The sequence below is a fragment of the Microcoleus sp. N9_A2 genome (assembly GCF_036701775.1).
Taxonomy (GTDB): domain Bacteria; phylum Cyanobacteriota; class Cyanobacteriia; order Cyanobacteriales; family Microcoleaceae; genus Microcoleus.
This window is the reverse complement of the sequence record NZ_JAUBRH010000010.1, coordinates 1-12,204: the sequence shown is the minus strand read 5'-3', so window position 1 is coordinate 12,204 and position 12,204 is coordinate 1. Positions and strand designations below refer to the sequence as shown.

Annotated in this window: 15 protein-coding genes and 1 pseudogene; 10 read left to right on the top strand and 6 right to left on the bottom strand. The window is 42.2% G+C overall.

The features are described 5' to 3' along the window. The first annotated feature begins 48 nt into the window (after positions 1–48). Positions 49–660, top strand: a complete 612-nt coding sequence (locus tag QUA44_RS08445; RefSeq protein ID WP_333309636.1) for a GAF domain-containing protein — start codon at positions 49–51, stop codon at positions 658–660. Positions 661–769: 109 nt separating this feature from the next. Here QUA44_RS08445 and QUA44_RS08440 read toward each other — a convergent pair whose 3' ends face one another. Beyond that, positions 770–1,408 carry a lysophospholipid acyltransferase family protein gene (locus QUA44_RS08440; protein WP_333075772.1) on the bottom strand — a complete coding sequence of 213 codons (639 nt, stop codon included), beginning with the start codon at positions 1,406–1,408 and terminating at the stop codon, positions 770–772. A 405-nt stretch (positions 1,409–1,813) separates the two neighbouring features. Here QUA44_RS08440 and QUA44_RS08435 point away from each other — a divergent pair. Continuing rightward, positions 1,814–2,880: pseudogene (locus tag QUA44_RS08435) on the top strand (IS630 family transposase). Positions 2,881–2,996: 116 nt separating this feature from the next. Here the strand turns inward: QUA44_RS08435 and QUA44_RS08430 are convergent. From QUA44_RS08430 to QUA44_RS08415, 4 genes are all read right to left on the bottom strand, one after another. Next, the gene (locus QUA44_RS08430) at positions 2,997–3,191 is read right to left on the bottom strand and encodes a hypothetical protein (protein ID WP_333255155.1); all 195 of its coding nucleotides are present in this window, start codon (positions 3,189–3,191) and stop codon (positions 2,997–2,999) included. Positions 3,192–3,425: 234 nt separating this feature from the next. After that, complete coding sequence (locus QUA44_RS08425; RefSeq protein ID WP_333255110.1) at positions 3,426–3,689, bottom strand: hypothetical protein; 264 nt, start codon at positions 3,687–3,689, stop codon at positions 3,426–3,428. A gap of 92 nt (positions 3,690–3,781) precedes the next feature. Then, positions 3,782–4,033 (bottom strand): hypothetical protein, encoded by a 252-nt coding sequence (locus tag QUA44_RS08420; protein ID WP_333255109.1) that lies wholly within the window; start codon positions 4,031–4,033, stop codon positions 3,782–3,784. A 50-nt stretch (positions 4,034–4,083) separates the two neighbouring features. After that, positions 4,084–4,458 (bottom strand): hypothetical protein, encoded by a 375-nt coding sequence (locus tag QUA44_RS08415; protein ID WP_333255107.1) that lies wholly within the window; start codon positions 4,456–4,458, stop codon positions 4,084–4,086. A gap of 333 nt (positions 4,459–4,791) precedes the next feature. On the opposite strand from QUA44_RS08415, the gene minC reads away from it, so the two are divergent. The 8 genes from minC to QUA44_RS08375 all read left to right on the top strand — a co-directional run bounded on the left by minC (position 4,792) and on the right by QUA44_RS08375 (position 11,588). Then, positions 4,792–5,595: a septum site-determining protein MinC gene (gene minC, locus QUA44_RS08410; protein WP_333255106.1), complete on the top strand. Its 804-nt coding sequence runs from the start codon at positions 4,792–4,794 to the stop codon at positions 5,593–5,595. Positions 5,596–6,179: 584 nt separating this feature from the next. After that, positions 6,180–6,986, top strand: a complete 807-nt coding sequence (gene minD, locus QUA44_RS08405; protein WP_333255104.1) for a septum site-determining protein MinD — start codon at positions 6,180–6,182, stop codon at positions 6,984–6,986. 115 nt (positions 6,987–7,101) lie between these two features. Beyond that, complete coding sequence (minE, locus tag QUA44_RS08400) at positions 7,102–7,485, top strand: cell division topological specificity factor MinE (RefSeq protein WP_265237095.1); 384 nt, start codon at positions 7,102–7,104, stop codon at positions 7,483–7,485. A 205-nt stretch (positions 7,486–7,690) separates the two neighbouring features. Continuing rightward, positions 7,691–7,888 carry a hypothetical protein gene (locus tag QUA44_RS08395; RefSeq protein WP_333255102.1) on the top strand — a complete coding sequence of 66 codons (198 nt, stop codon included), beginning with the start codon at positions 7,691–7,693 and terminating at the stop codon, positions 7,886–7,888. A 210-nt stretch (positions 7,889–8,098) separates the two neighbouring features. Continuing rightward, positions 8,099–8,674 carry a TerD family protein gene (locus QUA44_RS08390; protein WP_333255100.1) on the top strand — a complete coding sequence of 192 codons (576 nt, stop codon included), beginning with the start codon at positions 8,099–8,101 and terminating at the stop codon, positions 8,672–8,674. 12 nt (positions 8,675–8,686) lie between these two features. After that, entirely contained in the window at positions 8,687–9,289 is a 603-nt protein-coding gene (locus QUA44_RS08385) for a TerD family protein (protein WP_333255098.1), read from the top strand. A 123-nt stretch (positions 9,290–9,412) separates the two neighbouring features. Continuing rightward, positions 9,413–10,771, top strand: coding sequence for a VWA domain-containing protein (locus QUA44_RS08380; RefSeq protein ID WP_333255096.1), 1,359 nt, complete (start codon positions 9,413–9,415; stop codon positions 10,769–10,771). Positions 10,772–10,805: 34 nt separating this feature from the next. Then, complete coding sequence (locus QUA44_RS08375; RefSeq protein WP_333255094.1) at positions 10,806–11,588, top strand: zinc-dependent metalloprotease family protein; 783 nt, start codon at positions 10,806–10,808, stop codon at positions 11,586–11,588. Between the two features lie 27 nt (positions 11,589–11,615). Here QUA44_RS08375 and QUA44_RS08370 read toward each other — a convergent pair whose 3' ends face one another. Further along, complete coding sequence (locus QUA44_RS08370) at positions 11,616–12,071, bottom strand: TerB family tellurite resistance protein (protein ID WP_333255092.1); 456 nt, start codon at positions 12,069–12,071, stop codon at positions 11,616–11,618. Positions 12,072–12,204 lie beyond the last annotated feature (133 nt).

The following is a 12,204-nucleotide window of genomic DNA, read 5'->3' as shown; positions in this document are numbered from 1 at the left end:
ACTTCTCTTCTATAGCGATTTAACGAACAGCGAAGACGCTGATGACAAATGCGTAAAAGAAGAGAAGAGAAAAGAAGGAGTAGTTTAAAATTAGTAGATGAACTTCAAAAGCTAAAATTAATGACCGACCAAATTCTGCCACAAGTTCTAGAGCAAATTTTGAGTGACAGCAAAACGCCGGATGCTGTTTTTTCGGCTTTGGTGCCGGCTTTAGGCGAGGTGTTAAATTGCGATCGGGTTTTTCTCTACCTCCGCAATCCTGAAACGCAAATGGGCAGAGTACCTTACTGCTGGCGTCGCAACTCAAACTATCCAGAGGTTTGGGACGCGGAATGGAAAAAAGAACCGGAATCTTTAGGGGAAGAAGACCCTTTGTTTGCAGCAGCTTTGCGAACTGAACCATCAATTTTTGTTGAGGATGTTGAGACAGCAAATCCTGAAGTAGTCAACAAAAATTTTGAGGCAAAAGAGTTCGGACATCGAGCTTTGATTCACACTCACCTTTGTGATGACGGGTTATTGTGGGGGGTATTGCAGCCTTGTATGTTCGATCGCCCTAGAGTGTGGACTGACTTTGATCGCCAAGTTATCGCAGCAGTTACAGAAAAAATTTCCCCTTTAGCTGTCGCTTATGTCAGAGGCATCGTACAACCGCAATAAAATAGGTTTGTAATGAGGAGTCTTCGTACTCACTACAAACCTGTAACGATGTTTTTTATCTATCAAACCAGGTTTATGCGTAAGTTATACAAAACAACCTCCAAGCAAATCAGCGACCCAAATCGTGCATGGCATTAATCTCGATCGCACATCTTTGAGTCAGCGCTTGCAACTCCTCGCGATCCGAGGAACCGGGCGCTTCAATTAGCTTGCCAATTCGCACCGTCAGTGGCACCGGACGCGGAATTCCCGAACCTTTCGACGAAATCGCGTGAGTTCCCCACAAACTAACAGGTAACAGCGGCGCTTTTGCCTTAGCGGCTATCAGCGCAGCACCTAATTTCGGTTCAGTAATTCTGCCATCTGGCGTGCGAGTTCCCTGCAAAAATACACCCGTCGCCCAGCCATTTTCCAAAGAATTGATAGCCGATCGAATTGCACTGCGATCGGCACTTTCCCGCTTCACTGGATAAGCACCATAAAGCGTAATTGCCTGCTTCAAAATAGGAACTTTAAATAACTCTTCCTTTGCCATAAATGCGACCGGCCGCCTCATGCAATTCGACAAAATCGGCGGATCAAAATCGCTGGCGTGATTGCTGACTACTACCACAGGCCCTTCTGTCGGAACATTTTCTGCACCGTAGATGCGGCCTCGAAAGTACAGGTGCAGCATCGGGCTGACAATTGACCATTTGAATAAATAGTAGAGAAGTAAACTTTCGACGGGTTCGCGACTTTTGCTCACAGAAAAACCTTAAATTTTAAATTACATCGAATATTAGCCTATCAGTTCAGCAATGACAAATGAATAGTATTTTGAGGTTTGTAGGGTTGCCTGCCCTTGGAAACCGCGCCTACACACACAAAACCCACTCCAAGTGGGTTAAAGAAGAAGTCCACCTGCGCGGACGCAAGCTTGTGTAGCGCCAGACTTCAGTCTGGTGGACTATTTCACTGAATGTCCGACGTTTGCAAAGGCTCAATTTCCGGCCAGCATAGCTTTCTGTCCTTCCGAAGAAGTCGCATAGCCCAAGAAATCCTTAACTGTTTGGCTAGGAGGGTTTTTGTAGGCGTAGTACAACTGCCGCTTGTAATACCATTTTTATAAAGTTATGCTAGACTTATGTTAAAAGTAAAGGAGAACATTAAAATGTCTGGGCGTCCTCATATAACGATTGCCGAATCTGTAGAAGTATTGCTAGAGATTAGGAAACAACAAAAAAGAATCTTAGCATATAATAAAGTTCAAATGCTTTATTTATTTCAGTCAAAACAAGTAGAAACAGTCCGAGAAATATCGTCTATTTTGGGCAAAAGTGAAACCACAATTCATCGCTGGCTCTTTCAATATAAAGAGGGTGGTATAGAAAACTTGTTGAGAAATCGGCAGCTTTTTGGCAGGCCCAAAAAGTTTTCAGTTGAAGTAGCGGCTTCATTACAACAATAATTGAGAGACCCAGAAGGATTTTCCAGTTATAAAGAAGTTCATCTCTGGCTCTGGTTGATCAAAGAGATACCTAGTAGTTATCAAGCTGTATACTCCTTGGTCAAAGGGGAGTTGAAAAGTAAATTAAAAATCCCTAGGCCTCGTACGGAGCAAAAGCCAATGGCAATTAATAAACTTAAAAATAGCGTTTCTCAGCAAATAAAAACCTTACTAGATAAGGCTCCTGACCGAGTAAATAAATACAAAAATTTCTGTTTTGGTGTAGTGACGAAACTCGATTAGGGCTACATACAATTCAGAGATGAAGGCTAACACTGCGGGTGTAAAACCCGTAGGAAAACATCAATGGAAATTTAAATATTTCTGGCTATACGGAGCCGTATCCCCATCTACTGGCAAAAGTTTTTTTTTGGGAGTTTTCCCATTTAGATAAAGTTTGTTTTCAAGCCTATTTGCAACAATTATCGCTTGAATATCCCGATAAATTACATATCATTCAAGTCGATAATGCTCCCGGTCATCTTTTAAGTACATCTGAATTGCCAGACAATATTATTTTACTATTTCAGCCTCCTCATTGTCCTGAAGTAAATCCAACAGAAAGAGTGTGGGAATATATCAAAGAATTTTTAGCTTGGTTAGTCTTTAGTAATCTTGACGAACTCCGCGTAAAACTTAACGAAATATTATCATCTTTAACAAATCATGTCATTGGTTTTCTCACAGGATGGTCTTGGATTTTACATTCTTTATCTATAGCACATCTTTAAAAAAATGGTATAAGGATAGTTACCCGCATCCGTCGTCGCACCGTTGACTGGAACAACGCGCACAGTTTTCTGATTGGCTACTTGAGCAAAAGTCGCATAACCAATGCCGTTGTTGCCTAAAGCTTGCAGCAGGGGAGTTGTCGCATCTCGTCGAGCGTGGTAATATTTGGCGTCGTGCCAAACTCCCCACCTCGGAGCACTTGTTCTTTAAACGTTTGGTGAGTGCCGCTAACTGCCGGTCTGTTAATTACTTTAATCTGGCCCGCCGGGCCGCCGACTTTCGACCAGTCTTGAGTATTTCCCTTGAAGATATCTTGAACTTGAGCGGAGGAACTTATACCCTTACGGTGTCAGAAACCAATACCACAAAATCCAGAAGTGTTGAATGCTTATTAAGAGGATTCTAAAAATAGATACACGAATCATATCAACTGCTGATTTTAGCAATTAAAAACGATTTCCTTAAACCAATGAATATAGCTGATCTTTTCACACATAAAAGCATTTCATTCAGTTGACAGTTGACAGATGAGTGCGACCTCTACCTAGAAGGAAGAGGATTGGAGTAATGAATAGTTTTCTTTTAATTTCTCCCTAAAATAAAGAGGCTTTAAACCAATTCTTTCTGGTAAGTGTCGTAATTTTTCTAATGGTTTATTACCAATTTTATCCGGAATTTTAACCAACTGAATAAATAACAAATTAAACAAGCATAGATTTGTATCCGAATTACATTGGTATTTTTTGTGATTATAAGAGACAATTTTAAATGCTTTTTTAAGAATTTTCACAGCAACTAAATCTGCCATCTCCTTCGATAAATTTCTCCAATTTCTTGATTAGTGTATGCTAATTTTCCTGATTCAGGTAAATTAGTTACAAACCTAAATTCAGTCCGTGTTTATACATCTGAAAAATTCACCAATCTTACTTGAACAGTTCGTTGACCACTCCACACTTCATAAGTTACATATTCCTTGATATTGATAGTAGAATTATTCTTAATTCGTAGTACAAAATATTGATTTTCTTTTTTCAGTAATGCTTGAACACGTTCGGAACTGGAGAAGCCTCTATCTATTACATTCACTCCATTTTGAGGTGTGGCTGCTATGGTTTCATCTCCATACTCACGCTTAATGACCTTGACCAAAATGAATGTACTCCATCAATCATTACCCGTTCATTATCCGTTCCAGTAAATTACTTTACTTGATGGTATTCCTGTTGCCATGGTAATTTGCTTGTCAAGGTAACTATCGTAGAATATAAGGCGAATAAACAGATATCATTTTTATTGTTTACTTGACGTTTTATATCCGCTTGTGATCTTTCAAATAATTTTACAAATACGCCAATATCTCTATGCTTACTTGCTTTTGAGAAGGTTGATATATCTAGGGAAATATCTCGACTGTTTAAACGAAGAAATAGCGAACGCATAGTATCGAGGCTTTGGTCAAAACTAAAGCCCAGCCAGCAGGAGACAAATGTGAAAGTGTCTAAAACAGGATAGTCATCTTTGAGTAAATGGGCGAGATACCGTTTGACAATTTTGGGGAAGTTAGAAAATAGCATTTTAGTTGGTTGTCAGTATTTTATAGCTCTCTAATTAGACATTTGTCTGCCAATTTTGGCATTTCTTTCCTATTATTCAACACTTCTGGGGGAATTGGTAATGAGTAATTCAAGATTTATGCACCGATAGAAGAAACCGGGTTTTTTGCCGAATCTGCAGGTTGCAACGAAGTATTTTTGTAAAAAAATCCGGTTTCTAGACCCCCATGCGTAAGTCCTATAATTGTCGAAAGTGCGCGCAGAGTGCCCTGCTAATGACTAATAACTAATGACTAATGACCACTCAGGCTAATATTGATGTTAACCTGTCTCTACCCGATATCAAACTGTCCCATGACACCCGATGCCTCCGCCGGAGCTGCTGCTGCCGCCCCTCAATCGACACCCGAAGTCAGCTTAGAGCTGCAAGTCCGACTCAAGACTGAAGATGGACAGCTATTGTTGCTACTTCCCCCAGAAACCAACAACGAAGCCGCAACTGGTACGGCATCGACTTGGACTGAACTTTGGCAACAGCTAAAAGTTAGGCTGAATGCTGGAGAACGCTTTTGGCAGCCAAATGCAGAAGTACAATTGATGGGGAGCGATCGACTTTTAGATATCCGCCAACTGCAAGAAATCGCCGACGCCCTCTCTGAAGTGGAACTGCAACTCAAACGAGTCCACACCAGCCGCCGCCAAACGGCCGTTGCCGCAGCTACTGTCGGCTATTGTGTAGAACAGCAGCCTCCGGTTTCTTCCCTGAATAAATCCACTGCCCAAAAACCGCAATCGCTGGCGGAACCTTTATATTTGCAGATGACAGTGCGATCGGGCGTAGAAATTCGTCATCCAGGGACGATCGTACTTTTGGGAGACGTAAATCCCGGCGGCTCAGTCATCGCCGGAGGCGATATCCTAGTTTGGGGCCGTTTGCGGGGGGTCGTGCACGCCGGTGCCGGTGGCAATACCAAAAGCGTGATTATGACCTTGCAGATGGAACCGATGGTGATTAGGATTGCTAAGTATGTTGCCAGAGGCCCAGAAACGTCACCCGCTCAGTTTTTCCCGGAAGTCGCCTATGTGACACCCCAAGGGATTCGGATCGGTAGAGCCTCTGATTTTGACAAATCGCAGTTAGTCGGGGGTAATGAGTAATCGATAATGGTTCAGTTGACAGTTGACAGCTCGCCCTGAGCGAAGCCGAAGGGTTGACAGTTGACAGTTGACAGCGACCTCTACCTGAAAGGAAGAGGATTGGAGTAATGAATAGTCTTCTTTTAATTTCTCCCTACAAGGGTTCCGGCTTTAAACCAATTCTTTCTGGTAATGGGTAATGGGTAATTAGGAATTAGTAATGAGTAATTGGTAATACTATTTCTCTTTCAGCCTGCACTTGATAATTTTTGCCTAGGCTAAATCAGTCACTCAAGGACGATTTAAAATTTAAGTGCAAATTCATAGAGGATTAGTAAAATAAGGAGATTTGTGAGTTGATGAAGTAGGGACAAGGGCTTTCGCCGTGTCCTTACGGCGGGGGAAACGATAAGCGGGTGTCATTCATAAACGTGAAATCTGCTGTTATTCAGTGAATTACCGATTGCTGCCAAATTACCAAAGAATAATTGCTAATTATCAACCAAGAATAAGATCAATTACCCATTACCAATTACCCATTAGCAATTCCTAATTACCAATTACTAATTCCAAATCACCAATTCCCAATAAATCTAAAATCGCTTATGGCTCGCATTATTGTTGTTACATCAGGGAAAGGCGGGGTAGGAAAAACCACCTCCACAGCCAATCTCGGCATGGCTTTAGCTAAGCGGGGGCGGAACGTTGCCGTAATTGATGCCGATTTTGGTCTCAGAAATTTAGACTTGCTGCTGGGCTTAGAAAATCGGATTGTTTACACGGCATTAGAAGTTCTCGCTGGAGAGTGCCGATTAGAGCAAGCTTTGGTGAAAGATAAGCGGCAGCCGCGCTTGGTGCTGTTGCCGGCTGCCCAAACTCGGATGAAAGATGCCATCAGCGCTGAGCAAATGAAGCAGCTGGTGGGGATGTTGGGAGCAAAATATGACTATATTTTGATCGACTCTCCTGCTGGAATTGAACAAGGTTTTCAAAATGCGATCGCCCCGGCGCAAGAAGGCATCATTGTCACCACTCCAGAAATCGCTGCTGTCCGCGATGCCGATCGAGTCATCGGTCTGCTAGAAGCCAACAATGTCAAGAAAATTAAGCTGATCGTCAACCGGATCAGGCCTGCAATGGTGCTGGCAAATGATATGATGTCTGTGCAAGACGTGCGGGAAATCCTCGCCATTCCGCTGTTAGGCGTTGTTCCCGACGACGAGCGCGTCATTGTTTCCACGAACCGAGGCGAACCATTAGTTTTGTCGGAAACAGCCTCTTTAGCTGGAACTGCCTTCGACAATATTGCCCGCCGCTTAGAAGGCGAAAAAGTTGAATTTCTAGATCTCAATCCCCGTCGGGAAAACTTGTTTACTCGACTCCGCAAGTTCTTAAACATTAAAATTATGTGATGTGCTGCAATATTGGCGATCGATCTTGAACAGCAGCCACTGCATCACAAAAAGTAGCCGAAATTTTCCCCAGTGATTTTTTCTATGCCCAACCCTTGACAAACCAGATCTACCCATGCTGTACACACTTCTCGAAAGACTTTTCCCGCACCCCCCTGACAACAGCCGCGACGATGTAAAACGCCGCCTCAAACTGGTTCTAGCCCACGATCGCTCAGAGCTCAGCCCCGAAATGGTTGAGTCGATGCGCCGAGAAATTCTAGAGGTGGTGTCTCGCTATGTGGAAATTGATACTACCGAGTCGGAGTTCTCGCTAGCTAGCGATCAGCGGGCGACAGCATTGATTGCAAATCTCCCGATCCGGCGGGTGAGGCGGGAACATCCACCGGAAAATTTGCCCTATAAATTGCCAGAAAAATTGCCAGAGAATCGACCTGAAAATGTTGCTGAGTATGTACCGGAGTATGTAGTCGAAACTCTCCCCGACACTACGGATTAACCGGGATTGACATTTTTAGATCGGGTAATAAGTTCGATCGGCTCGATCGGCATTTAAACCAAACTATAGCAACCGCCAAGGCTGTTAGGACATAGCATAGAAATAGTCCCAAATCCTGCGGAGCGATAGCTTCGCTGTGTCCATGCCCAAATCGTAAAATTACGACCTCAGTCAGAAGGTCATCCAAGGGCTAAAGTTGGATGGCATGAAGAAAATCGAAGCCGCTCAAGTTTTTGGAATCAGTCGCAACACCATCGAATTGTGGCGTCGATCTGCCGAAACACGAGACTTCCAAGCTGCCTGCCCTGTGGCAACCCCCGGTAATGGTCACTGGCATCACAAACTTGGCAAAGTAGCGGCGAGTTTGTCAAACTACACAATCACAATACCCAAGCTGAGATAGCACCACTATCTGAGGCAGGGAATGATTGCTTTGTACTCAAATCTCCAAAAAATAATTAACATTTGTAATCTCTATTGACATCTGTACAGTGAGCTAATATTCTGATTATTTAAGATTTTAAATTATACGCTCCTTTTCAGCAAAGACTTAAAAAAGTTTTTAAGTCCGCGCCTCCCTCACCACTTCTAAAATAAAGAGGAAGATTAAATCATGGCAGTATCTTTGACAAAAGGACAACGGGTATCGCTCGAAAAAATTTCACCAGGCCTCTCAGAAGTATCCATAGGACTAGGATGGGACGTTAAAGCTACAGACACGGGCTCTGACTTTGACCTAGACTCAGCATTGTTCCTCCTAGGTGCTAATGACAAATTAATTTCTGACAACCACTTCATTTTTTACAACAATCTCACAAGTCCAGATCCCGACAAATCTGTACAGCATATGGGAGACAATCTCACCGGGGCAGGCGAGGGGGATGATGAAGTTATCAAAATTAACCTCAAAAAAGTTCCTAATGATGTCCAAAAAATTCTTGTAACTGTCACCATCCATGAAGCAGAGCAACGCCATCAAAATTTTGGTCAGGTGCAAAATTCCTTCGTGCGAATCGTTAATGCCCAAACACAACAGGAAGCTGTTCGCTATGACCTTGTAGAAGATTATTCCATAGAGACAGCGCTGATCATGGCCGAACTTTACCGGAAAGACGGCGAGTGGCGTCTCAATGCAGTGGGCTCCGGTTATAAAGGTGGTTTGCAAGCATTACTCGATCGCTATAGCTAAAAGGTAAAACACATGGGAATTAACCTACAGAAAGGACAGCGCATCTCGCTTTCCAAAGAAGCGCCAGGGCTAACAAAACTGATCTGCGGATTAGGGTGGGATGTGGCAAAACGCTCAGGTGGGGGTTTGTTTGGGGCTTTTAGCAATGCTCCAGATTATGACCTGGATGCCTCAGCGATCTGTTTAGATAAAAATGACAAAGTGAAGGATATGGCCAATATCATTTATTTTGGCAATCTCTCCCACCGTTCAGGAGCTATTACGCATCTAGGTGATAATCTCACAGGGGCGGGAGAGGGGGATGACGAGCAAATTCTCGTCGATTTATCTCGGATGCCCTCGGAAATTGTAAAACTCGTGTTCACAGTTAACATTTACGATTGCATTTCGCGCAAGCAAGACTTCGGACAAGTTCAAAATGCGTTTGTGCGTTTGGTTAATCAGTCTAATAATCAAGAACTTGCAAAATATAACCTATCAGGTTCTGAATACAAAGGCATGACGGGGATGCTCATGGCAGAAATCTACAAGCATAATGATGAGTGGAAAATGGCGGCGATCGGTAACGGTGTTAAGGTTAATGGGTTACAGGAACTTGTGAAAGCCTATGCTTAACCACTCACTCAATACCTAGATGCTTCTTACTTGCTGGAATCAGAAGTGGGCTACAACGATCGAAACCTTTTTTTGTTGAGAATAGCTAATCAGCCGAATTTACATTGAAGGAAAACCAATAGAATGGGAATCCAATTAACCAAAGGTGAAAGGTTAAATCTTTCTAAAGCTGCTCCCGATTTAAAACAGGTGGCGATCGGCTTAGGTTGGGAGGTGAGCCAGGTTGGCCAAAGCTATGATATTGATGCTTCTGTGTTTATGTTAGGCGCGGCAGGCAAAATAATTGATGAAAAATACTTTGTATTTTACAACAATCTGACATCATTGGATGGCTCTTTGAGACATTCAGGAGATAACAGAACTGGGCAAGGCGAAGACGATGATGAGACGATATACGTGGATTTGACAAAAGTCAAGATTGCTATTGAGCAAATAGTTTTTGTTGTTACCATTCACGAAGCGCAGGAAAAAAATCAAAATTTCAGCCAAATTAAAAATGCGTTTATCAGACTTTATAACCAAGAGACAGGAATAGAGTTAGCTCGGTACGATTTAAAAGAAGCTTTTTCTCAAGAGACAGCGTTGGAGTTTGGCAGATTGTATAGAAAAGACTTAGAATGGAGATTTCGAGCAGTAGGAGAAGGCTATAAAGCCGGCTTGCAAAGTTTTGTAGATCGGTATTTTGTCGATACTAAACAGGAAGAGAAGAAAGTAGAGAAGCCTGTATTAACTCCTGAAAAAGAGACCAAACAGCAACCTATTGATATTACAAAAAAAGCAGATATAATCCTTTTAAAAGCAAAAGTAGATATTTGTCTTAAAAAGAAAGGGATTGAGGATATCCTAGCAAGAGTCGCTTTGGTTTTGGATATTTCTGGCTCTATGAGCCATCAATATAGTTCTGGTGCAGTACAAGCATTTGTTGAAAGAATAGTTCCAGTAGCTAGTAGACTGGATGATGATGCCACTTTAGATGTTTGGTTTTTTGGCTCAACATTCAAAAGAACAAGCTCGGTGACGGAAACAAATGTTGATGGCTATATTCAAGAAGAAACTGGCGAAATGAAGAGAGCTTTACTTATTTTTAAAATGCCTTCTCTTATGCTGGAATTAGGAGGGGGAAACAATGAAAGTTTGGTAATACAAGATGTCATAAAAAAGTATACTCAGGAAAAGGCTAGTAAACTGCCTACATTTATTGTTTTTCTCAGTGATGGAGGCGTTACTAATGAGCAAGAAATTAAAAAATCTATAGTTGAAGCTGCAAAATATCCGATTTTTTGGCAATTTGTTGGATTGGCTGGTTCTAATTATGGGATTCTAGAAAGACTAGACACCATGAAAGGTCGGCTGGTTGATAACGCTAATTTTTTTCATTTAGACGATTTGGGAAAAATCACTGATGAACAATTGTATGAAAGACTGCTGAATGAATTTCCCGCTTGGATTAAGCAGGCAAGATTGAAAGGGATATTAAAATAGGGAAATCCGAGCATTTTGTTGCAGACTCTGGCAATTGTCAACTCAACCCATAACCATAGCTGAAATTAGCTCAAATTCACAAGATATTACGATAAAAAATTCCTACACTCAGTCAATGTCTCTGTACGATCGCCTAGACTTAACCAAACATAATCGCCAGCTAAAACTCCCGCTTTCTCAACGGATAAACCTAACTAGAACCCCGAAACTCCGCTGTCAAGGCTGTCGTTCTCGCATCCAGCCTCAGTGGGAGTTTTGCCCTTCCTGTGGAGGATTTCTAAGCGATCGGGATAGCGATTTTCGCCGTTGCATTTGGGTAGATGTATCAGGAATGGATGTCGCACCAGAAAGTAGAGAAGCGATCTTTTTCCTGCTGATGGACGCCTTCTCCAAACTCTACGGCGCGTTTAGAAGCATCAAGGTATTTTTGACCTCTGATCCCCCCGATCCCAAAGAGTGGGGTGAAGACTTTACCCATGTTTATATATTCGCGGATAATCAGCCCGTTGACTATCTCGGCGTGGCTAGTTTCAAGTCTGGAATGGTTACAGATCGGGCGATTATTCGCATTGACCAAGTATTTTATGCTTCTTACAATGCTAGCCTTAATGTCAATCAACAATCTAACTTAATTGCAAATACCATTGCCCATGAAATAGGACATACACTAGGACTCGATCATTCTGCACTTCCGACCGATGTCATGCACAATGGACTTGTTCATACTGTTCATAGCTTAATGCCTCCTTCATTTCATGCAGAGCAAATAAACTCAATGAACAATGCTATTCGCAAATATAAGGGTTTGAAGAATTGATTGGCATCAACCAGGAAATAGCTGAATTTAGAGATCGAATTCCCCAGGATTAATGCCTACAGCATGGCAAGCTTCTTTGACAATCTTCTTTTCATCGCTGTCAAAATTACCATCTGCACCACCGATGATAATGCCGATTTGGATGACAGCACGACCTTGGTCTAGTTTTTTATTGAGTTTTGCTATGGCTTGGATCGCCTCAACTTTACCAAAATCGAAGTCTTGTGATAGCTTCTCACAATAGAATTCAAATTTTTGCTTCAATTCCAACGCTGGAAAAATTTTGAGTGTTTCATTTGAAACTATTAGAGCCGCCGTCTTTTGTCTTTCAGCGGAATTGATAGTGCCATCAGCAGCAGCAATCAATGCACATATTGCCATTGATGCATCAGCAAACTCATTATTTTTAAATTTGGAAATATTGGTTTGCAAAGAATCGTTAATTTTTGATACGTTCTGCTTGAATTGATCCCAAAAACTCATTTTTTCTCCTGTTTGGTGAACGAGATGTGATGTCCGTGACCGGAGTCAGAGTAATCGTAATTGCTCAACCCCCTTGACAAGAAGACAAGATAGACATTAGATAAAGGAATGGAAAAACTCCCCGACCTAAAAC

Excerpts from the sequence above, each read along its gene's own strand:
- QUA44_RS08445 (WP_333309636.1), top strand. The coding sequence starts at position 49 with ATGCGTAAAAGAAGAGAAGAGAAAAGAAGGAGTAGTTTAAAATTAGTA.
- QUA44_RS08425 (WP_333255110.1), bottom strand. The coding sequence starts at position 3,689 with ATGGCAGATTTAGTTGCTGTGAAAATTCTTAAAAAAGCATTTAAAATT.
- QUA44_RS08415 (WP_333255107.1), bottom strand. The coding sequence starts at position 4,458 with ATGCTATTTTCTAACTTCCCCAAAATTGTCAAACGGTATCTCGCCCAT.
- minC (WP_333255106.1), top strand. The coding sequence starts at position 4,792 with ATGACACCCGATGCCTCCGCCGGAGCTGCTGCTGCCGCCCCTCAATCG.
- minD (WP_333255104.1), top strand. The coding sequence starts at position 6,180 with ATGGCTCGCATTATTGTTGTTACATCAGGGAAAGGCGGGGTAGGAAAA.
- minE (WP_265237095.1), top strand. The coding sequence starts at position 7,102 with ATGCTGTACACACTTCTCGAAAGACTTTTCCCGCACCCCCCTGACAAC.
- QUA44_RS08395 (WP_333255102.1), top strand. The coding sequence starts at position 7,691 with ATGAAGAAAATCGAAGCCGCTCAAGTTTTTGGAATCAGTCGCAACACC.
- QUA44_RS08390 (WP_333255100.1), top strand. The coding sequence starts at position 8,099 with ATGGCAGTATCTTTGACAAAAGGACAACGGGTATCGCTCGAAAAAATT.
- QUA44_RS08385 (WP_333255098.1), top strand. The coding sequence starts at position 8,687 with ATGGGAATTAACCTACAGAAAGGACAGCGCATCTCGCTTTCCAAAGAA.
- QUA44_RS08380 (WP_333255096.1), top strand. The coding sequence starts at position 9,413 with ATGGGAATCCAATTAACCAAAGGTGAAAGGTTAAATCTTTCTAAAGCT.
- QUA44_RS08370 (WP_333255092.1), bottom strand. The coding sequence starts at position 12,071 with ATGAGTTTTTGGGATCAATTCAAGCAGAACGTATCAAAAATTAACGAT.